Source organism: Bacteroides sp. 4_1_36 (assembly GCF_003466325.1).
Classification (GTDB): domain Bacteria; phylum Bacteroidota; class Bacteroidia; order Bacteroidales; family Bacteroidaceae; genus Bacteroides; species Bacteroides uniformis.
This window is the reverse complement of sequence record NZ_QSOX01000011.1, coordinates 1-21,262: the sequence shown is the minus strand read 5'-3', so window position 1 is coordinate 21,262 and position 21,262 is coordinate 1. Positions and strand designations below refer to the sequence as shown.

General features: G+C 44.9%; 20 protein-coding genes, 1 tRNA gene and 1 pseudogene. 11 read left to right on the top strand and 11 right to left on the bottom strand.

Annotation, left to right across the window (positions count from 1 at the left end; genetic code table 11):
* The first annotated feature begins 2 nt into the window (after positions 1 to 2).
* From DXD65_RS11805 to DXD65_RS11790, 4 genes are all read left to right on the top strand, one after another.
* A complete protein-coding gene (locus tag DXD65_RS11805) occupies positions 3 to 680 on the top strand; it encodes a response regulator transcription factor (RefSeq protein ID WP_005832639.1) in 678 nt (225 codons plus the stop codon).
* Positions 677 to 1,966: a sensor histidine kinase gene (locus tag DXD65_RS11800; protein ID WP_009038161.1), complete on the top strand. Its 1,290-nt coding sequence runs from the start codon at positions 677 to 679 to the stop codon at positions 1,964 to 1,966. Before DXD65_RS11805 ends, DXD65_RS11800 begins: the two co-directional genes overlap by 4 nt.
* Positions 1,967 to 2,058: 92 nt before the next feature.
* Entirely contained in the window at positions 2,059 to 2,499 is a 441-nt protein-coding gene (locus tag DXD65_RS11795) for a PepSY-like domain-containing protein (protein WP_005831697.1), read from the top strand.
* A 36-nt stretch (positions 2,500 to 2,535) separates the two neighbouring features.
* On the top strand, positions 2,536 to 3,039 hold the full coding sequence (locus DXD65_RS11790; protein WP_009038162.1) for a PepSY-like domain-containing protein: 504 nt from the start codon (positions 2,536 to 2,538) through the stop codon (positions 3,037 to 3,039).
* A gap of 90 nt (positions 3,040 to 3,129) precedes the next feature.
* Here DXD65_RS11790 and DXD65_RS11785 read toward each other — a convergent pair whose 3' ends face one another.
* Entirely contained in the window at positions 3,130 to 4,341 is a 1,212-nt protein-coding gene (locus DXD65_RS11785) for an L-serine ammonia-lyase (RefSeq protein WP_005831694.1), read from the bottom strand.
* A gap of 56 nt (positions 4,342 to 4,397) precedes the next feature.
* Positions 4,398 to 6,935 (bottom strand): endonuclease MutS2, encoded by a 2,538-nt coding sequence (locus tag DXD65_RS11780; protein WP_117878472.1) that lies wholly within the window; start codon positions 6,933 to 6,935, stop codon positions 4,398 to 4,400.
* A 116-nt stretch (positions 6,936 to 7,051) separates the two neighbouring features.
* Between DXD65_RS11780 and DXD65_RS11775 the strand changes: the two genes are divergently transcribed.
* The 4 genes from DXD65_RS11775 to DXD65_RS21135 all read left to right on the top strand — a co-directional run bounded on the left by DXD65_RS11775 (position 7,052) and on the right by DXD65_RS21135 (position 9,360).
* Positions 7,052 to 7,136: transfer RNA gene (locus DXD65_RS11775), tRNA-Ser, on the top strand.
* A 327-nt stretch (positions 7,137 to 7,463) separates the two neighbouring features.
* Positions 7,464 to 8,669, top strand: a complete 1,206-nt coding sequence (mef(En2), locus tag DXD65_RS11770; protein ID WP_005786079.1) for a macrolide efflux MFS transporter Mef(En2) — start codon at positions 7,464 to 7,466, stop codon at positions 8,667 to 8,669.
* A 24-nt stretch (positions 8,670 to 8,693) separates the two neighbouring features.
* Positions 8,694 to 9,206 carry a lincosamide nucleotidyltransferase Lnu(AN2) gene (lnu(AN2), locus tag DXD65_RS11765; RefSeq protein WP_004308783.1) on the top strand — a complete coding sequence of 171 codons (513 nt, stop codon included), beginning with the start codon at positions 8,694 to 8,696 and terminating at the stop codon, positions 9,204 to 9,206.
* 10 nt (positions 9,207 to 9,216) lie between these two features.
* A complete protein-coding gene (locus DXD65_RS21135; RefSeq protein ID WP_004308782.1) occupies positions 9,217 to 9,360 on the top strand; it encodes a hypothetical protein in 144 nt (47 codons plus the stop codon).
* Positions 9,361 to 9,652: 292 nt separating this feature from the next.
* Here DXD65_RS21135 and DXD65_RS11760 read toward each other — a convergent pair whose 3' ends face one another.
* From DXD65_RS11760 to DXD65_RS11725, 8 genes are all read right to left on the bottom strand, one after another.
* Positions 9,653 to 10,006: a nuclear transport factor 2 family protein gene (locus DXD65_RS11760; protein ID WP_004308780.1), complete on the bottom strand. Its 354-nt coding sequence runs from the start codon at positions 10,004 to 10,006 to the stop codon at positions 9,653 to 9,655.
* Positions 10,007 to 10,094: 88 nt separating this feature from the next.
* Positions 10,095 to 11,498, bottom strand: a complete 1,404-nt coding sequence (locus DXD65_RS11755; RefSeq protein WP_004308779.1) for a hypothetical protein — start codon at positions 11,496 to 11,498, stop codon at positions 10,095 to 10,097.
* A gap of 211 nt (positions 11,499 to 11,709) precedes the next feature.
* Positions 11,710 to 12,666: a toprim domain-containing protein gene (locus tag DXD65_RS11750; RefSeq protein ID WP_117887664.1), complete on the bottom strand. Its 957-nt coding sequence runs from the start codon at positions 12,664 to 12,666 to the stop codon at positions 11,710 to 11,712.
* Between the two features lie 212 nt (positions 12,667 to 12,878).
* Positions 12,879 to 13,955: an AAA family ATPase gene (locus DXD65_RS11745; protein WP_008766855.1), complete on the bottom strand. Its 1,077-nt coding sequence runs from the start codon at positions 13,953 to 13,955 to the stop codon at positions 12,879 to 12,881.
* A gap of 14 nt (positions 13,956 to 13,969) precedes the next feature.
* The gene (locus DXD65_RS11740) at positions 13,970 to 14,278 is read right to left on the bottom strand and encodes a DUF3853 family protein (protein ID WP_004308776.1); all 309 of its coding nucleotides are present in this window, start codon (positions 14,276 to 14,278) and stop codon (positions 13,970 to 13,972) included.
* 224 nt (positions 14,279 to 14,502) lie between these two features.
* Entirely contained in the window at positions 14,503 to 15,546 is a 1,044-nt protein-coding gene (locus DXD65_RS11735) for a hypothetical protein (RefSeq protein ID WP_117887663.1), read from the bottom strand.
* A gap of 8 nt (positions 15,547 to 15,554) precedes the next feature.
* Positions 15,555 to 16,850 carry a YhcG family protein gene (locus DXD65_RS11730; RefSeq protein WP_004308774.1) on the bottom strand — a complete coding sequence of 432 codons (1,296 nt, stop codon included), beginning with the start codon at positions 16,848 to 16,850 and terminating at the stop codon, positions 15,555 to 15,557.
* Between the two features lie 63 nt (positions 16,851 to 16,913).
* Entirely contained in the window at positions 16,914 to 18,197 is a 1,284-nt protein-coding gene (locus DXD65_RS11725; protein WP_004308773.1) for a site-specific integrase, read from the bottom strand.
* Between the two features lie 411 nt (positions 18,198 to 18,608).
* Here DXD65_RS11725 and DXD65_RS11720 point away from each other — a divergent pair, with 411 nt between their 5' ends.
* The 3 genes from DXD65_RS11720 to DXD65_RS11710 all read left to right on the top strand — a co-directional run bounded on the left by DXD65_RS11720 (position 18,609) and on the right by DXD65_RS11710 (position 20,667).
* Positions 18,609 to 19,832 carry a site-specific integrase gene (locus DXD65_RS11720; protein ID WP_008781863.1) on the top strand — a complete coding sequence of 408 codons (1,224 nt, stop codon included), beginning with the start codon at positions 18,609 to 18,611 and terminating at the stop codon, positions 19,830 to 19,832.
* Positions 19,833 to 20,035: 203 nt separating this feature from the next.
* Entirely contained in the window at positions 20,036 to 20,341 is a 306-nt protein-coding gene (locus DXD65_RS11715) for a DNA-binding protein (protein WP_005651667.1), read from the top strand.
* Complete coding sequence (locus DXD65_RS11710; protein ID WP_005655143.1) at positions 20,338 to 20,667, top strand: hypothetical protein; 330 nt, start codon at positions 20,338 to 20,340, stop codon at positions 20,665 to 20,667. The genes DXD65_RS11715 and DXD65_RS11710 overlap by 4 nt, the downstream gene beginning before the upstream one ends.
* Positions 20,668 to 20,777: 110 nt before the next feature.
* Here DXD65_RS11710 and DXD65_RS11705 read toward each other — a convergent pair.
* A pseudogene (locus DXD65_RS11705) lies at positions 20,778 to 21,262 on the bottom strand (hypothetical protein); the annotation flags it as partial.

The following is a 21,262-nucleotide window of genomic DNA, read 5'->3' as shown; positions in this document are numbered from 1 at the left end:
GTATGAAAATCCTGATTGTAGAAGATGAGCAAGATTTGCGGGAAACCATCCGCACTTCGCTCTTGAAAGAAAAGTTTGTTGTAGAGACCGCTGCCGACTATTTTTCGGCATTGGATAAAATCAATGACTACGATTACGACTGCATTTTGCTGGATATCATGTTGCCTGGCGGGAGCGGTCTGGACTTGCTGCGTGAGCTGAAACGGCTGCACCGCAGTGACAGTGTGCTTATTATCTCGGCCAAAGACTCGCTGGACGACAAGGTGGACGGGCTGGAACTGGGAGCCGACGATTACCTTACAAAGCCTTTCCATCTGGCAGAACTCAATGCACGTGTCAAGTCATTGATACGTCGGCGGCAGGCGAAGGGAGATGTGACCGTCACCCTTGGAAATCTTTTGCTCTACCCCGACAAACGGCAGGTAGAGATAAACGGAAAACCCTTGCAGCTGAACCGCAAGGAGTTCGACCTGCTCTATTATTTTGTAGTCAACCCCGGCCGGGTCATCAATAAAATGAGCCTTGCCGAGTCGGTGTGGGGAGACAATATAGACCAGGCGGATTCGTTGGATTTTATCTACTCGCAAGTGAAGAATCTGCGTAAGAAATTGAAACAAGCTGAGGCTACCATAGAATTAAAGGCTGTCTATGGATTCGGCTACAAACTCTCCGAACTATGAAGCTGCTGAGCTACACCTACCGCAAACTTGCATTGCTGCTGTTTCTGTTGATGGCAGTGTGGGGTGTGCTGTTCTATTACGCAATCATTGACGAGGTGGTGGATGAGACGGACGATACGTTGGAGAATTACGGTGAGATATTGATGGAGAGTGCGCTTCACGACCCCTCGATACTCGAAACGGAAGGCTCGTTGATGTCTTTCTATAAGTTCACTCCTATATCCGAAGAGGAAGGGCGGCATTACAGACAAGTGTTCTATGATGCTACGGTTTATATCGAACTGGAGGATGAAGACGAACCGGTACGTGTCATGTGTACCGCTTTCCGTATGCCCGACGGGCAATATTATGAGTTGAAACTGATGATTTCCATTTTGGAGCGGGATGACATGGTGGAGGCTATGCTTTGGTATCTGGGAGCGCTGTTCCTGTTGTTTCTCATCTGTACTTCCATCGGCATCCAGTTGGTGCTGAAGGGAGTGTTCCGTCCGTTACATAGGTTGCTTGACTGGCTGCACTGCATTCAGCCCGGCAAGGAGGTGCCTCCATTGGACAACCCGACGAAGATACGGGAGTTCCGCCAGCTGAGCGATGCTGCATTGGATATGGGCAACCGCAGCTACAAGGCATACGAGGAGCAGAAGCAGTTCATCGAGAATGCCTCGCATGAGTTGCAGACACCGCTTGCCATCGTGAGGGGAAAAGTGGAACTGCTGGCTGAGAGTGAAGGGATGACGGAACAGCAAATGGAGCAGCTGGACGAGATATATGCCACGCTGGGGCGTGCCGTAAAACTGAACAAGTCCCTGCTGTTGCTTTCCCGTATAGAGAACGGGCAGTATACCGAGATGGAGGATGTCTCGGTGGATGAGATATTGGATGAACTCTTGCCCGACCTGATGGATATCTATGAACATAAGCAGGTGAGACTGATACGAAAACGGGAGGAGCAGCCTTTTATTATCCGTTGCAACCATTCGCTGGCGCAAATACTGGTTTCCAATCTGGTGAAGAATTCGTTGCTGCACAATAGGGAAGGGGGAGAGTTGCAGGTACTTACCACTCCAACTTCGCTGGTCATAAAGAATACGGGTGATGTTCCTTTGGATGGAGAGAAGTTGTTCCGGCGTTTCTATCATGGCATGGATGGCAAGAAGGACTCCACCGGACTGGGGCTTGCCATAGCGCGTTCCATTGCGTTGTCGTCTTCATTGAAGCTCACGTATGAATGGCAAGACGGTATGCATACCTTCCGTCTGGTTAAAGAAAGTGAAATTTACCGTTAACTGCGATTGTTCCCAAATCTTTCCTAATTCTCTACCGTTATTTGCAGTGTGAATAATATGAAATTTATTAGTAACATTAAAAAATAACGATTATGAAGAAAGTATTGTCTATTCTTGTGTTGGCTCTTGTAGCTGTTCAGTTTGCCTTTGCCGGTGATGTCATCACTCAGGATACCAAGCAGCTTCCGCTGACGGCACGCAATTTTATCAACCAGTATTTCTCGAAACCGCACATTTCACACATCAAGATTGAAAGTGAAATATTGCAGACTAAAAAATATGAAGTGCTGTTGACAGACCGTACGGAAATAGACTTCGACAAGAAAGGAAATTGGTTGGAAGTGGATTGCAAGAAGTCCGCTGTTCCCGAAGCATTGATTCCGGTTCCGGTAAAGGAGTATGTGAAGGCTAACTTCCCGAGAGAGATTATTACTAAAATCGAACGCGGACGTACCGGTGTGGAAATTGAATTGGGTAATGACTACTCTTTGAAGTTCAACAAAAAGGGAAAGTTCGTCAGCATGGACGATTGATTCTCCAGTAACTATTAACCTAAACTTTATAGAGAAATGATGAGAATAAAGATTCAAATGTTGGCGATGATGTTCATCGCCGCCTTGGCACTTGGTGCATGCAGTGATGATGACGACAAGGATGATGTCAAAGTGCCCGAAGCAATGTCACAAGCATTGAAGTCCAAATACCCTTCCGCAATCCATGTGGAATGGGAACAGAAAGGGGGCTATTTCGTTGCAGATTGTAAAGTGGATGGGCAGGAAAAGGATGTATGGTTCAATAATCAGGCGGAATGGCAACTGACGGAAACCGAATTGCTTTGGAATAATCTTCCGGGAACAGTACAGACCTCTTTCAGCGCCAGTGAGTATGCCGGTTGGAAGATAGAGGAGATTGTTCTTTTGGAGTATCCGGTAGTGCCTATGCAGTTTGTCATTGAAGTTGAAAAGGGAAATGCAGAGTATCAATTGTTCTATTCGGAAGAAGGCGGCTTGCTACAGACAAAAGATGTGAGCGGTAATAGGGATGATACGCATTGGCCGGTAAAACTTGATTAGAGAAGAGTTAAGGATAAGGGATTAAGGACATTAGTGTTGTGCAATCATATTGAAAACTTAATCCCTTAATCCTTAATCCCTTATCCTTAACTACATCGGCTTATAATCCTTCGCCAGTCCTCCTTCGCTGGTTTCTTTGTAGAGGGAGGGCAGGTCGTTTCCGGTTTCTTTCATGACTTCCACCACTTTGTCGAATGACACGCGGTGCATGCCGTCGGTGAAGGAGGAGTAAAGGTTGGCATCCAAGGCGCGTGCGGCGGCGTAGGCATTACGTTCGATGCACGGGATTTGTACCAGTCCGCAAACTGGGTCGCAGGTCATACCCAAATGATGCTCCAATCCCATTTCGGCGGCATATTCTATTTGTGCCGGACTGCCTCCAAACAATTGGTTGGCTGCGGCTGATGCCATGGAACATGCTACACCTACCTCTGCCTGGCATCCGGCTTCCGCTCCCGAAATGGAAGCGTTGGTCTTCACGATGTTTCCTATCAGTCCAGCTGTGGCAAGGGCACGAAGTATGCGTGTGTCGCTGAACTCCCGGCTTTTTTGCAGATGATAGAGCACTGCCGGTACAATGCCACACGAACCGCAGGTAGGTGCAGTGACAATGACCCCACCTGACGCATTTTCTTCACTTACTGCCAAGGCATAGGCAAATACCAGTCCGCGCGACTGGAGGGAAGCCTTGTAGCCACTGGCACGTATATAATAGGTAGAAGCCTTTCGGCGCAGATTCAGAGGGCCAGGCAAGACTCCTTCACTATCCAATCCCCGTTTTACGGCAGCCTGCATGGTTTTCCATACCTCCTGCAGGTAATCCCAAATGTCGCTTTCCTCGCATTCCTTGACGTACTCCCAGTAACTTTTTCCGGTACGTTCACACCATTGTAGTATTTCGGTCATACTGTTCATTTCGTATACATCCGGGGTGTTTACGGATGATGCTCCGTCATTCTCTTCTGCCAGGGCACCGCCGCCGACACTGAATACAGTCCATTGGTCGGTCTCCTTGCCTTCGCTGTCCAAAGAGACGAATTTCATGCCGTTGGGATGGAAGGGCAGGAATATTTTGGGTTCCCAGATTATTTCTACCGGTGCTGCGGGTTGCAATGTCTCGGTGATGGCAACATTGGTCATGTGTCCCTTGCCGGTAGCGGCGAGGCTTCCGTATAGGGTTACTTGGAATGCGGCTGCTTCGGGATGCCTTTCCAGGAATATCTGAGCTGCCTTGCGCGGTCCCATGGTGTGGCTGCTGGATGGACCGGTACCGATACGGTAGAGTTCTTTGATTGATTTCATATATTTCAGATTTATGATTTAGCTTTAACTATCAATTATCAACTGTCAATTATCCATTAACTCAAGTCCACAACGGTGATGCCTGCTCCGCCGAACTGTATATGTTCGTCGGCAAAGTGGCGCACTCCGGGAACAGTTTCCAGATATTGACGGATAAGCATGCGCAGGATGCCTGTTCCCGTTCCGTGAAGGATACGCACGCGTGACATGCCGACAAGGATGGCGTCATCAATGAAATAGGTAACGGCTTGCAAGGCTTCGTCGCCACGCATGCCGCGGACATCAATGTCTTGTTTGAAATGCAGTTTCTTCTCGTACATGCTGTCCTGGGTCTGGGCGCTGATGAAAGTGCTTTTGGTGGACACATCAGCTTGTTTAGGCTGCGCGTTGGTACGTTCCAGCCTGTCCAGCTTTACGGTAGTCTTGATGCTGCCGAACGCGATGACCGCATTCTTGCCATTCACTTCCATTACTTCGCCCACAGAGGTTTGGCCCTTTATTCTGACGTTGCAGCCGGGGGTGATGGCTGCAAGGCGTTCTGCCTCTTTCCGCGCCTGCTGTTCTGCCAAAGCCTGGGCAGACAGTCCGTTCTCTTTTCCTTTGCCCGCTTTCTTTTCCTTTTTCCGGTTCTGCTTCTCTTTCAGCTTTTCCATTTTGCGGGCGATTTTTTCTTCCAGTTCCTTGTTGGCAAGCGCTTCCATTGATTCACGGAAGTTCGTCAACTCCTGGCGGGCCTGGCGTGTTTTTTCTTTTTCTGCTTGGGCTTCTTTGATGGAGCGTATGGTGTTCTCGATGCGTGCATTGGCTTCCTGCATCAGTTGCTCCACTTCTTCCTTCGCTTTGCGCAGAATCTCCTTCCGGGATTTCTGCAAATCTTCGATTTCGGTTTGATAACGCTCGATAGTCTCTTCCATGTGCTTTTCACGCTGGCGTATTGTCTGGCGTTTGCCTTCCCAATAGCGTTTGTCGCGCACAATGTCTTGCAGGTACTTATCGGCATTGATGTATTCACTGCCCACAATTTCCGAGGCATCGGCGATGACATCTTCCGGCAGACCTATTTTGCGGGCAATCTCTACAGCGAACGAACTGCCCGGATTGCCTATCTGCAACTGGAACAGTGCTTGCATCAGATGGCGGTCATAGAGCATGGCGCCGTTTACTACACCTTCATGGTCTTCGGCAAAATGTTTCAGATTCTGATAGTGTGTGGTGATGACACCGAACGTCTGTTTTTGGTTGAAGCGTTTCAATACGGCTTCGGCGATGGCGCCTCCTATCTGGGGTTCTGTTCCACCACCGAATTCATCAATCAGGATGAGGCTCCGTTCATTGCAGTTTTTCATCATGATTTTCATGTTCGTAAGGTGGGAGGAGTAGGTACTCAAATCATCTTCAATGGACTGCTCGTCACCGATGTCAATGAATATGCTGCTGAATATTCCGGTATGACTGCGTTCGTGCATCGGGATGAGTAGTCCGGATTGCAGCATGTATTGTAATAAGCCTACTGTCTTTAGGCAGACAGACTTGCCGCCTGCGTTCGGACCGGAGATAATAAGGATACGTTGCTTTTCATTCAGTTCGATGTCAAGCGGTACGACTTTTTTGCCATGTTTGGCGAGAGAAAGTTGCAAGAGTGGGTGTACCGCCATTGTCCAGTCCAGTAGTTGCTTGTTTTCGAGAGCCGGTTTGAGTCCGGATATTTGCTCGGCAAACAATGCTTTGGCACGTATGAAGTCTATTTCGGCAAGGAACTCGTATGATAGCAGTACGTCGGAGATGGAGGGGCGCAGCTGGTTGGAGAAGTCCGTCAGGATGCGGATAATTTCTCTGCGTTCGTCACCTTCAAGTTCTCGTATGCGATTGTTGGCTTCCACTACTTCGGCAGGCTCGATGAATACGGTTTTACCACTGGCCGACTCGTCGTGTACAATACCGCGTATTTTCCGTTTCAGTGCCGGTGCAACGGGAATGACCAGACGGCCGTCACGCATGGTGGGCGTTACATCTTTGTCCACAACGCCCTCGGACTGGGCATTTCGTAGAATACTGTTCAGTGAGCGGGAGATACTTCCCATAGTACTTGCCAGTTCCCGGCGGATGCGTGCCAACTCTGTAGAGGCATTGTCCTTGATTTTTCCGTAAGGAGAGAGGATGCCGTTTATTTTTGCTATGAGCTGTGGGAAAACGGTGATGTCTCCTGCCAATCTTTTCAGACAAGGGTAGGGGGAAGCGCCCTCTTCCTCATCATCGTCGCTTTTCTGTAGGAAGCGTACAATATCACGTATGGTTTCTAGTGAACGGCGCAGGTCAAAGAGCTCTTGTTCATCTAGATACATGCCTTCCACGCGTATGCGTTTCAGTGACGGACGTACATCAAAAAAGTATTGTGCCGGGAAGTTGTCTTCTTCTTGGAGTATGCGTACAAATTCAGTGACTTGGTCCAAACGCTCCTCCACCTCTCCAAAGTGGTCGGAGAATGCCATGTCCATCACCCGTTCTTCGCCAAGTGTACTGAGGCATTTTTCTTTCAGCAATTGGCGTATTTGGTCGAAACCTATTTTCTGTTCAAAGTTCTGCGGATATATCATGGTGCAAAAGTACTATTAATTCATGAAAAAAGAGAAAGGAAGTTTGCAGAATTAAAAATGATTTGTACCTTTGCACCGCTTTAAAGAGGAAAGCACTTCCCGAAAAGGAAGTTTTAGGAGAGGTGGCAGAGTGGTCGATTGCGGCGGTCTTGAAAACCGTTGTGCTGCGAGGCACCCGGGGTTCGAATCCCTGTCTCTCCGCAACAAACGCTGAAAATCAGCAGATTGCAAAACAAACACCCAGTTTTACACCCAAGAATGTAAAGTCGGGTGTTTTTGTTTTATTTAAGATAATACAACCACTACATAATAAAAGAGTAGCGATATTAAAAGAATCCGATGAGAAAAGACTAATATTTATCTATCCATTCAGTTTGATTTTTCAGGACTTTACATCGTCCTGAAAGTATTTGTTATTGTATTCCAACGTCAGGAGTGGATTATAATACAAGTTTTTTGTGTGGATAGAATTTCGTTTTGCTTAATGTACGAAAGTACTTATCTATAAACGCATGAAATATTAGCACAATGAATCATTGGAAATCAACTTTGGCCGTGATAGGAATAGGCCAACTCATATCTATTTTAACAAGTACGATTGTTGGCTTCTCCATTATTTTTTGGATTAGCAACGAATTTAAATCCCCGACAGCTTTATCTCTGGCTATTTTAGCTGGATTTTTACCACAATTTGTATTAGGCTTGTTTGCCGGGGTCTATGTTGACAGATGGAATCGAAAGAAAACGATGTTTTATTCGGACTTGTTCATCGCGTTCTGTACCCTATGTCTTTTTATTGTGATAACCAAGGGTTATAAAGACCTTTCTTTTTTTTATCTATTGACTGCTTGTCGTTCAATAGGCAGTACGTTTCATGCACCTGCTTTACAGGCAAGCATCCCTCTACTGGTTCCCAAGCACCATCTTGTCAGGGTATCAGGTTTGTACCATTCCATTCAATCCTTCAGTGAGGTGATAGCTCCCGTTGTAGGGGCAAGCCTCGTTGTTTGGCTTCCCATACAGTATATTCTGCTCATAGATGTGATCGGAGCTGTTGCTGCTTGTCTGACCTTACTTTGTGTCCAGATTCCTTCTCTTCAAAAAACGAAAGTTCTTCCAGATTTCAAAAAAGAACTGACGGAATGTTGGCATACCTTGCGGCGTACAATGGGCATTTTGCCTTTATTCGTATGCTTTACGCTGGTGACTTTTGTCCTTATGCCTGTTTTTACGTTATTTCCTTTTATGACGCTTCTGCATTTCAACGGAAACATTTTGCAAATGGGAGTTGTGGAAATGGGTTGGGGCTCAGGGGCATTGTTGGGCGGTTTAGTACTTGCCTGTAAGGCTTTGAAAAGCAAGCAAACATTAGTGATGCATACGGCTTATGTGATATTGGGATTGTATCTGATTAGCGCCAGTTATTTACCATCAAGCGCATTTATAGGTTTTGTTTGCCTAACATTTACAGGAGGCATAGCCTATTCCATTTATCATGCGCTTTTCATCGCTATTATTCAGCAGAACTTGGCTTCGGACATGCTTGGACGGACTTTTTCTCTCATCTTTAGTTTGAGTACCTTTCCATCAATGCTGGGTATCGTAGCTTCAGGATATTGGGTGGAAGCATGGGGTATCACATCCGTCTTTATGATCAGCGGATGGGTTATCTTTCTGATTGGAGTGGGTGCAAATTTTATTTCTTCAATCAAGCAGTTGGATAATTACGCATAGTATTATTTATTAAAGAATTATTATATGACAAAGAAAGAACACACTACGATTACAGAGTTATTTCAAGTTTTGGACTTGTTGGAAAGCCTGGACATGCAGTTTTGGTTGGATGGAGGCTGGGGAGTGGATGTCTTGTACGGACAGCAAACCCGCTTGCATAGAGATATTGACATTGATTTTGATGCCAATTATACAGACCAACTCCTTGATCTTTTGCAGGAGAGAGGATATCAAATTGAAACAAATTGGTTGCCCACCCGTGTGGAACTGTATAGCAAAGAATTAGGCTATATTGATATCCATCCTTTTGTCTTGAATGCGGACGGCACTTCCAAACAAGCCGACTTGGATGGAGGCTGGTATGAATTTCAACCGGACTATTTTGGAACAGCAGTCTTTGAAGGCAGAAGCATCCCTTGCATTTCTGCAAAAGGGCAACAAGTATTCCATTCGGGCTACGATTTAAGAGAGAAGGATATTCACGATTTATCTATAATTAAACAATGTATAACAACAATGAGCCTAACAATTAGATAAGAACAAGAAAATGACAGAAAAACAAATTGTCTGGTATATCTTACTTACAGAAGTAAAGATAGACAGTGACACCCAGTCTGTCACATCCCTGAGTGTAGCTCCATTGGCAGTCTTGCCGGAATTCCAGCGTAAGGGAATTGGGGGGGGATGTTGATTCAGTAAGCCCATCAGAGGGCAGCACTTTTGGGTTACGGCACAGCAGTCGTATTGGGGCATAAAGAGTATTATCCTCGATTTGGCTATCGCAAGGCTATCGATTTAGGAATTGAATTTCCTTTCGAAGTCTCTCATGAATATTGCATGGTGGCTGAATTAATACCTGGAGCTACTGAGAATGTGAAAGGTATGGTTTGTTATCCAACTGACTTTAAATAGTTTAACAAGTAAAATTCATTATATAACTCGGACTGGGTATTTCAATTTCCCAGTCCGTATTCTGATAGTACTTATTCAATTGGAAGATTGTGTTGCTTCAAGAATGAAAGTTTATCCCAATACCCTCTTTGAAAGACGATTTTGTTATCTTTTACATGAAAAAATCCGCATCCACGAAGTCCAAGAGAGTCTTTCCATTCCATGATAGCCCATTCGCCATCTTCAAAAATATTTTCCACCATACAAACCATTTTAGCAGTGGCAAATTCATTCACAAACATTTTGTAGATTGATTCTTTACCTATTATTGGTTCGTTTGCGACTTGATGATTTACTGCATTAGTAGCATACAGCTCTGCTATATGATAAGCATCTGCTTTGTTAAAGCAATCTATCCATTTTTCCAAAACTTCTTTAGGCTTCATTTTTTATAAATTCTTAGGATTTTGATTCTGTAATAAAAACAATCTGTTTGGATGCATAGATACTTGATTTTATTAATAATAGGCTATTCTATATTCTAAATCCTCTGGATTTTTGCTCTCTCTGCACCGAGTTACGTAGATTCTGCTGTAACTTTTCCCATTGTTCCTTAAACCATTGTACTATGGGTTGTCGGTTTATGGTCAGCATAAGCTTACCACTATCCATCGGATGTTTCTCAACCCTAAAAATATCATTCTTGATGTCAAATTTCCACCTGTGTTCTTCGGAATAAATTTTGCCACTACATTGTATGGATTCTTTCTTTGTCAAGAGGTTTTCTATCATGTCTTTGGTAAACCCGATAACAGCGCATAATTTTTCCATTCTCAACATCTCTTTGAACATGGGAAACCATTTGTGGGCTTTTTCAAGCAAGGTGCTCAATCGTGATATTTCCTTGTCTTTGGCTTCAAGTTCTTGATTATGTATTCTTTGAAGATTACGAATTTGTCTGCTATGCTGTTCCTGTATTTGTTGTATCTGAATTTTTAATTCATCAGTAGCTTTGTCCCGTTTGGTAATTTCCTGATGTAGCTGCTCGATGTGATGTTCCAGTTCTTTCAGCTTACCGCTTCCGAAAAGAGAACCTACACCGCTTGCTATGGCGGTAGCAGCATTGGTGGCTGTTTTCTTTAGTTTGTCCGTGCGTATCTCTGCTTTTACCTGTTTGAGTTCCTGTTCGGCAAGGCTTACTTGTTGTTCCTTGTGTCGCTTGGTTTCCTCTATACGTTGCAGTTCGGCTTTCTGCTTCTCAATGATGAAATCATTTCGTTCCAGATGCTCTTTACCTGTGACAGCTTTTGCCTGTCCACGTTCCATCAGGAGAATATCGGAAGCAAGGGTCTGCATGGTTGCCATATCCTCGTCATTGAGCTTTCGGCTCTTTCCAGTTTCATGGTTCATCCAGTCGAATACGACATGAGCATGATAATTTGGTTTGAACCATCTGTTACCGACTTGGAAGCTCTCCTTGTCTTCTGCTTCCGGCTGACCGTTCAGCCAATGCCCTTCGTCTTTATGCAGGAAAATCTGTAGCGGAGTGATGCCCCAGCGTCTTTGGCACTCTTCACCGAATTTGCGTACATCAGCCAGTGTGGTGTCCGGTCTGATAAGCAATACTCCTTCACGGATGGGTGAGCATCCCGCCACCTTGATAATCTTTCCATTCTTTCCCTTGCGTTCCCTTTCCTTTTCCTGCATGGCACGTCCGGTCTTTTCCTTGACCATTTGCTTGATATTGTCATAATGAGTTCGCAGTTCGGGAGTGCCGAAGTCGGGATTTATCCACTGTTCGTTATCGGTGGAAAGTTCGGGAACGACATAGATTCTGGACTCCCCGATATTACGCATATACTCGGCAGTCCTTCGGTTGTGTGCCTCGCTCGATGCGATGTTGCAAGGCTTGATATGTATGCTTGATTTTGTTGCCATAGCTTCTTTCCTTTGTTTACAATTGATTTACTTTGCTCGCTTTCGCAGAGGGGTTCTTAGGGGTAACCCATAAGCGGAGATTGCAAAGAGAGGGTCACTCTTTGCTCGGGGTTCTCAGGGGTGAAACGCCCTGAGTGGGTCATTAGGGCAAAGCCCTAATCCCCTCGGGAGAGCCCACAACTACGAAAGCGAAGCGTGTAGTTATAGTGGGCTATAACTGGAAGCCGTTCTTCTTTTCCGGTGATTGGCTGCGCACCCCTTTGGCGGACTGGAGCTGCCTTTTTCTTTCAATCTGTTTCTGTAAGTATTCGTTCAAGTCCTTGCATCCTCTGTAAATCTGCGAAGCGTCCCGGATGTACCGCTCTCTGCCGTATTCCATGCGGATTTGCTGGAGTGCTTCCAGTCCTGCATGGTCGTTGTCGAAAAAGCAGTGGATGCGTTCGTAATTGCCCAACGGATAGAGAGCCTTGTTTACATTCGATACGGAGTTCAATACAATGTAGTCCTGCCCGTCCAATTCCGGATAATTTGGGCAGCTCTCTTGTCTCAATGTCAAAAAGGAGAGGTAGTCCATAAATCCCTCGAACACATAACAGGTATTCCTCGCTTTTCCCGACTGCCTGATGTGGGAGATTTCCTTTGGGGCGATGCAGCCCTTGAAATAGCGGTTGCGGATTTCATATCCACACGAACCATTGGGAAAGGCGATGGCAAAGTACCGCTTGCCGTTGTGAGTGAAACGTGCTTCACTACATTCTCTTTTCGCCAGTTTTATGTTAATTCCTCTACCTTGTAAGTAGGCAAGCAGGGCAGTAGATGACAGCGGAACAATCTCCAACTGTTGGAAGCTCGGCTCGGAAGAGTTTTGCTTTCCAAAAGAGAAAGATACCGGGCGCACGTGCGGTGTCTGCTCTGCTATCCGTTTCAAGATGTAAGGTACATGGTCGGTAGCGTACAGGTGTGCAGCCAGTTCTATGATACCACCACCTTTACCCAAACCGAAGTCATACCATTGTTCACGTTCGGTATTTACCTTGAACGAGGCTTCGGCTTCTTCCCTTAACGGTGATTTATACCACAGATTGACACCTTGTTGCTTGACGGGAGAATATCCTAAACTATGCAGATAATCCGCTATTCTGATTTGCTTGGCTGTCTGTATATCCATAAAATGATTGTTTTAGTAGTTGGTGAATTGGTTTATTTTTCTTTTTGCCCGTACCTTTTTAGGAAGTACGGTCTATAATCACTTCACTAAATTCTCGTATATATAGGATACGGTAATAAAGTGAAGTGATTTAGTCCCATTCCCCAAGCACTTCACTATATTCCTAATATATACACCCCGAGAATAAAGTGAAGTGATTGCAGGGAAATGGGCTAATAGTGGAAGTCAGGCATGAATGTGTATTTTCTGCCTGTCTCCTGCACTATCATCCGTTTGTTGCGGAGCATGGTGATGAGCGATACCGCCTTTTTATGGTTCAGCTTTACACCCACTGACATATAGGTCTTGATTAAGGCATCTTCCAGTTCCTTGTAGCCGTATTCCTCTTTCAGCCCGAAAACGGCTTCCAATGCGATACGGTGCTGCTGCTCGGTGATATGCCTGTAAGGGTCGAACTTCTCTTCTTCGGGTCTTCCCGGCTTCTTTGTTTCAGGTTTGTATCCCTCAATGAGTTCGGGAAGGGCTTTGTCGTTGATACGGAATGCGAAAGGCTCAAAGTCCATTGCCCGGATGTGAATGGCTGAAACATGGCTGATGTCACCGTTGCCCTTGTCCTTTTCTACCTGCAATACGGTTTCCGCCTTGTTGTTCAACTCCGTACCAATGTGCCCTCTTGCGTTCTCATCCCCTTTGTTCTGATGCAGTATCGTATGGATATGTATCTGCCTGTCGTCCGTCCACTGCATCAGCTTGGATATGATGCGTGTTGATTCACTGGGGCTGTTGATGTCATACACCATATCCCGTATGCCGTCTATAATTACAAGACCGATTTCGGGTGTATTGTAAATAGCCTGTTCCACAATCCTGATACGCTGCTCAGGCGTGTATTTTCTTAAGGCAAGAAATTCAAGATTCTCATTGTCCCTATCATCTGGCAAACCAGCCATTCGCAAAATGCGCGTCATGACTTTCAGACAATGGTAAGGGCTTTGCTCTGTATCAACATAAAGCACTTTCCGCTTATCTTCAGGCAGTTCAGCCACATACCGCAGCACTGTGCCGTTCTTCAATGCAGCGGCTACGATAGCCGATACATTGAACGTTTTTTTACTTTTGGCTTTGCCGATGGATGCGCTGAAATTACCCAATGTCCCAATGACAGAATCATGTACTTTAAGGATTTCAGGTGCTTTCTCATAACTTTTCGACAGGCTCAAACGTGAGGCTTGCCAAAGGATTATGGCTTCTTCAGCCGATATTTCCTTAGTCTCTTTCATATAGTCCATAGCCATGCCTCCCGTTATTTCCGTCCTCCTGTTTTCTTTCCAGCCAGTTCAAGGGCAAGCTCAACATCCACGATAATCTTACGTCCTATCTGAGTGATTGCCTTGTCAATCTTTCCGCTTTTCTTGATACGGTTGGCGGTGGGTAGGCTGCACCCGAACAGTTTGGCTATGCCCAGTATTCCGTACACATATTTTCTTTCTGTGTCTGTAATGGGCTGTGGCTGCGTTTCCGTTTGACGGGAAGCGTGCTTACTTAGGAATATGAACTCTTCACCTGTCATCTGCCAGACGGGTTTTGATAATAATTCTTGAAGATTTTTCATCGTTCAATCTATTTAGTCGTTTAACAATCAGCCCTGCGCACTGGCTGTTATCTCTGTTCTCGAACGATGCAAAATTAGGTAGGGTTGTAAGTGGTAAGGATGTGGTTGATATAAATGGAATATCTTGTTATTTATCTGAATATCAGATAATAAAAATACCACTCAAAAATTTAATTTGAGTGGTAAAAGTGGTTGTTTCGTAAAATGTCAGGGCATATCACAGATTATCGGAATATACCATCCATTTCTTTGGCAAATTTCCGGTTGCTGTCACTGGGGAAATCGGAAACAGGCTCTTTGTACTTTGACTTGTAGTAGCTTTCCTCAATACCCAATATTTTCAGGATATTCCTCTTCCAATTCTCCCTGTCCTGTTTGGGCAGTTTTTCGCTCATCAGGAATATCAGATAGCAGGTACGTATTTTTTCTCTCGGTCTGATTTGGGGTTTGGTGTCGCTTGGTAGCAGGTTCATGCAGGTATAGAAATCATGTTCGGAAATATTCTCGAACTGTTCTCCCACGCAGGTTACATGAATGAGCGAAAGCAGTTCCATATTGAAATACTCAGTCTGTTTCGTTCCCAGCACTTCTTCCTGTATGTTGGGGGCATTTGGTTCTTGTTCGGCTGGCTCTTCCGGCTCGTTTGTTTCATCAAATACATATTTCGCCAATGTCTCTTTGAGGTGGCAGCCCAGCCGATAGATTTCATTGAAACGGCTTTTTGCATATTGCAGGGCTTTCTCTCTGGTCTGTTTTTGCAGATCGTAGAGTTCGGTCAGCTTGTTTTTTTTCTCCTCGTATTCATCTTTGCACCGTTCATATTCCATTTCCGCACGCTTTTCATCCTCTGCAGTGTGTTCCCGATAACCTATGGAATCGTATCGGTGGTATGCTTCGTTTAGCGGAGCATGGAGCTTGGTCGTCTTGTATTGCTGTTCTTCTATGGCTTCTTTATAGATTTCTGAAACTCGGAAGCAGATATTGTAAACGGTCTGTTCATCCGGCATACATCCTTTCTTGTAATAACTTATGTTTTCGCATACTTCCTTTTTCAGGCTATTCAGAATCAGTGTGTATTGCTCCTGTGGAAGATGAAACACCAGTTCAAGAATGGCTGTTTCAAGAACCGTTACATCATTGTAGTCCAGATAGAACTTGGTAATGAATTTCTGCTTTTCAAAAGAGAAACCTTTATTATCAAACCAGTCTTTATATATTCTGTTCAATTCTCCGTATCGGGGAATCAGCGTTGTAATTACATCTTTCATGGACGCAACTATTTTTGAGTGTTATTGTCTTTGTCAAGGAAAGAGGCCAGTTCTTCTTCCACTTCTTCCACGCTGGGCAACGCTGATTTCAGTTTCTCGGGAATCGCTTTGCTCAATTGGTAATCGCTGATGCCGATGGGCTGGTCATAGCCTGTCAATGCGTATTGTGCCACAACTTCGTCTTTTCCCTTGCATAGCAACAACCCGATAGTCTTGTTGTCATTCTCTCCCCTCAGTTTATCATCCACCACATTGATGTAGAAGTTCAGTTGTCCTGCATACTCCGGTTTGAATGGGGTAGCCTTTAATTCTACCACGATATATGCGTGCAACGGAATGGAATATAGAATCAGGTCGGCAAAGAAATCGCTGTTTCCGACTTGGAAGTGCTTCTGCCGGGCAACGAAGGCAAAACCGTTGCCCATTTCCAACAGGTAGCGGGTAACGTGTTTCACCAGCTGTTCTTCAATATCCCTTTCGTCTGCTTTTTCTTTGGCTCCTGCCAAATCAAAGATGTACGGGTCTTTGAGTAGGTAATTGGCAAGGTCGCTTTGTGGAGCCGGAAGTGTGGTCGTGAAATTGTTTACCTTGTTGTTGCTGATTTGTCGGCTATACAAATCACTGTCAATTTGCATTTTCAATACATTGCTGCTCCATCCCATTTCCACAGACTGCTTCATGTACCAGTAGCTTAGACCTAAAGGTAGCGAACTGTCAAGTATAGTCATTTGGCTTGTCCAGTTTATTTTGGCTATAGGAGAGGTCAAGAAAACTTCTTCTATTTCCCTGATTCCCATCCTGTAAATGGCAGACACGGTTTTTCCCACATCTTCAAATTGCGCAGGAACTTCCTGCGTAATTGCTAATGATTGACAATCAATTGATTGTATTTGCGCAGTAAGTTCCTGCGTAAATTGCTTGTCATTCAGTTTTAATACTTCATTGGTCACACTCTGTATGGTTGGGACAGACAGGCTTGCATCTGTTTCTATGAAACTTTGCAACGCTCTTAAAGGATATGCTTTTGCAAACTGGCACATATAGGTAAGGTTACGTTCCGAATAGCCTTTCTTTTCAGGGTAATGCAGTCGGATAGCCTTTGCCAACTGCTTGATGATTTTGCTTCCCCATCCGTGCAGCTGCTGGTGATAAAGGATGTAATTGCCTATCTTCCAGTAATGGAACAGCATTTGTGCATTGGCTGCAACAATCAGCCTTACTTGTGCCTGTTCTATTTCCGAACCGACCGCTTGTATGAATGCATCAAAATTCGTTTTCTCTATGTTGGATTCCTTGTTGCTCATATTGTGATGATAATTTCTACAAATATAGTCATTGGTAACTATCTATGAAACTGTTTGATACTTTTATAGTTGATTAAACTTGTTCATGGCATTTGCCTTAATATCATCCGCTATGTCAATGTAGGGTTTCATAGCTTTGTAGTCGCTGTGTCCCGTCCATTTCATGACCACCTGTGCCGGGATTCCGAGAGCCAGCGCATTGCAGATGAATGTCCTTCTTCCTGCATGGGTACTGAGCAAAGCGTATTTGGGTGTGACTTCATCAATACGTTCATTTCCCTTGTAGTAGGTTTCCCGTACAGGCTCGTTGATTTCTGCCAGTTCGCCCAGCTCTTTCAGGTAATCGTTCATCTTCTGGTTGCTGATGACGGGCAGAGCCATGTAATTCTCGAAATGGATGTCCTTGTATTTGTCCAGTATGGCTTTGCTGTATTTGTTCAGTTCAATCGTCAGGCTGTCGGCAGTCTTGACTGTGGTTATTTCGATGTGGTCGGACTTCACATCGCTTCTTTTCAGATTGCGAACATCCGAATACCGCAAACTCGTAAAGCAGCAGAACAGGAAAACATCACGCACACGTTCCAGGTATTGCTTATCCTTGGGTATCTGGTAGTCTTTCAGCTTGTTCAGTTCATCCCAAGTCAGGAAGATTACTTTTTTCGAGGTGGTTTTCAGTTTCGGTTTGAACGTATCGTATGCAATGTTCTGATGATGTCCTTTCTTGAAGCTCCAGCGCAGGAACCATTTGAGGAATCCCATTTGCTTGCCGATGGTGCTGTTTCTCATATCCTTGGTGTCACGCAGGAAGTTGACGTATTCGTTCAATCCAAACTCGTTGAAATAGTTGAACGTTGCATCCTCCTTGAACTCTTTGAGGTGGTTCCTCACTGCTGCAAATTTTTCATAGGTGGATGCCGTCCAGTTATTCTGGTTACCGCACTCTTTTACAAACTCATCGAACACCTCCCAAAAGCTGACAGGGGCTTCTTCCGGCTGTTCTTCGCTGGTGTCTTTCATTCTCATGTTGAAAGCTTCCTTCAACTGTTGGGTCGTTGGCATGACCTCCTGCACCTCAAATTCCTTGAAAATATTCTGGATTTCGGCATAGTATTTCAGCAAGTCCGTATTGATTTCGGCTGCACTTTGCTTTAGCTTGTTGGTACATCCGTTCTTTACCCGCTGCTTATCTGCATCCCATTTGGCTACGTCAATCCGGTAGCCCGTTGTAAACTCGATGCGTTGGCTGGCAAAGATGACACGCATACGGATGGGTACGTTCTCTACGATTGGCACACCGTTCTTTTTCCGGCTCTCCAATGCAAAAATGATGTTGCGCTTGATATTCATAATTGGGTGCGTTTGAAATTCTACACCCAAATATACACCCAATTATTGAGATAGCAAAAGACATTTAGAAACATTTACTTTTACTCTATATTGTAATTTACACTTGATTATCAGTCGTTTGCAGTTTTATGATATTCTGTGAAAGTATAAGTTCGAGAGCCTGTCTCTCCGCTGGAAAGAATTGCAAAACAAAGAAAATCCCTGTAAATTAATACTTTACGGGGATTTTTTGTTTTTGGTGCATAGCAAAAATAAGCATATCAAAGCATTCTTTCGGTGTACTATTCGGTGTACCTGTTTGCCTTCAATGTCAGGTACACCTATTAAGTAAATAATTCATTGTTTATCAGTGTTTTGCATCTTGACTTGTTGCTCTTGGAATTTTAGTTTTGTGATTAAAAAACAAGTAAGATGGAAAGAACAACATTTTGTCTATTGTTCTACATTCGTAGGACGAAATTGAATCGGAACGGTGAGGCTCCGATAATGATGAGAATTACAGTGAATGGAGTCCGGGTTGATGCTTCAGTGAAGAAAACAATTCTTCCGGAGTTCTGGAGTGCGGCAAAAGGAAAGGCTCTGGAAAAGAAGCGTGAGTACAAGGAACTGAATCTGTATCTTGATTCTATCCGTTTGAGGATAATGAAAATTCAGCGTGAACTGGAAATAGAAGGTGTAGCGGTTTCTGCCGGTAGTGTCCTGGACCGTTTTTGGGGAAAGGATGCTCCCGTACAGCGTACCCTGTTTGAGGTTTTCCGTGAACATAATGATAAATGCGCCCGATTGTCCGGTACGGACATGGCGCCTGCAACCGTGCAGCGTTATGAGACATCCTTGAAGCATACTCAGGATTTTGTCTGGGAGACATATCATAAGAAAGATATTCTTTTGGATGAAGTTTCCCGCCAGTTTGTTGAGGATTACGAGTTTTGGCTTAAGACCTCGAAAAAGTGTTGTCATAATACAGCCACCAAGTATCTGAAGAACTTCAAGAAGATTATCCGTATCGCTTTGGCCAAGGGATGGATGAAGAATGATCCGTTTTTGGAAATCAGGTTCTCGTTGGATAAGGTGGAGCCGGACTTCTTGGAAGATTCGGAAATCCGAAAACTGATTTCAAAGGAGATTGATATTCCGAGGCTGGGTCAGGTACGGGATATTTTTGTGTTCTGTTGCTTCACCGGTCTGGCCTTTTCGGATATTCACGGATTGGGAAAGGAGCATATCGTGGAGGACTCGAACGGTGTCAGATGGATACGCAAGGGAAGGCAGAAGACCAAAATCATGTGTAACATCCCATTGATGGAAGTTCCGTTAAAAATATTGGAGAAGTATTCCACCAATGAATATTGCAGGAAACATGGTGTGCTTTTTCCGGTGCTTTGTAATCAAAAAATGAACGCCTATCTTAAGGAGCTGGCTGATATTTGTGGCATAAAAAAAACATTGACCACCCATGTGGCGCGTCATACTTTTGCCACTTTTGCCCTGGCTAATGGTGTTTCGATAGAGAGCGTTGCTAAAATGCTGGGGCATACCAATGTTCAGATGACCCGTCATTATGCGCGTGTGCTGGACCGTACAGTGATACGTGAGATGTCACAGATAAAGATGGATTTTCATTTTTCCATGTAAGGAGAGGGTGTTTGGAATGAGCAAAGGCAGACATGAGGTTCGGATGCTTGCTCTTTCAGGAATGGCCGGAGATTGCTTCCGGCCTTTTTTATTTCATTCTGGCGTTTTCTGTCTTTTTTTGGCGGTTGCTCAACGGTTGAGTAACCAATGACCTTGTAATATCTCCGTAATATTGCACCGTAAACAATAAAAACAAGGTCATTATGAATAACAGAAGAACTGCACCTGGTGGGCAGATGACTCACATGCTCAGTACCATACTCGCCAAAGTAACCAACATTGAAAAGTTACTGGCTCCTGCCATACATAACTTGCCCGACAGCGAGATACTGGATTCAAAAGGCGTGCGCCTGCTTACCAAAATGTCCGACAGGACACTTCTAAGACGCCGCAATGACGGTTCGTTGCCTTTCCACCGTGACAAGGGGAAGATTTACTACCGCCGTTCGGACGTGCTGCGTGCCATGCTGCTTGAAAAAGAAGAACACTCTAAAAATAAAAGGTTATGAGAAAGATGATTAAGGTTGAAAGCGGCTCGTTCGCCGCACTCGTGAGAAGTTACAAGAAGTCCCTCAACATGTTGGCCGTGCTGCAACATATCTGTGAGGATAACTGTGTAGAACTCTCCATGCTGCCCGATGAGGTTTGTGAGCTGATAAACCTCGATCCGGCAGAGATTGAGAAGCAGCGTTTGAGCGGACGGCTGCGTTTTGCGGAAGAGGAGAACGGGACCAGGCATTATTCGATTGTGGATATAATCAATCTGAAGGATTCCATTGACTGGAAGGTTATTAACAGACAGGTGGAAAGCCTTTCCTTTGAGGAAGAGGAATGACGGAGTGCCCTTCTTTCCATTACAGATAAGAGTATGGCCGGCAGACCGGATTTATCCGGGTGCCGGCCATATCTTTGTCATTTCCTGAAAAGCGGCTCTTTACGGCAAACTTAGGATATTTTTTTCAGTCCGTTTGACGGGGCGGCAATTTCCATTGGGGGGACATGCCTTGCCTTCCGTGGCAGGTCCGGTGTATTGTCACTTTCGCCTGTCTCTTTCTGTCCTTTCATTTCCGTTCCGTCATCCGTTCCGCTTTCATGCCCGCCTGCCGGTTTTATGGTAAGCTGTATTTTCCGGTTCAGCGTGGCAAGTTCCTCATTCAGCCGCTTGATTTCCGCATCCTTGGGCCATGAAGCCGCCACAATCTCCTGAAGGACCGGGATGTCCTTCGACAGCTCCGCGTTTTCCTTTTCCCGTTTCTCTATCATGGCGGGAATGCGTTCCAGCGCATTGATGAAGTTCATGACGGCCAGTTTCGGGTCTTTGGCTATATAACCGTTGTTGTAGGTATATTTGATACCGTCCAGCCCCTCGACTGTAGATACTAATTGAAAAGTGCGCCAATATTCCAATTGAAAAGTGCGCCGCCATAGGA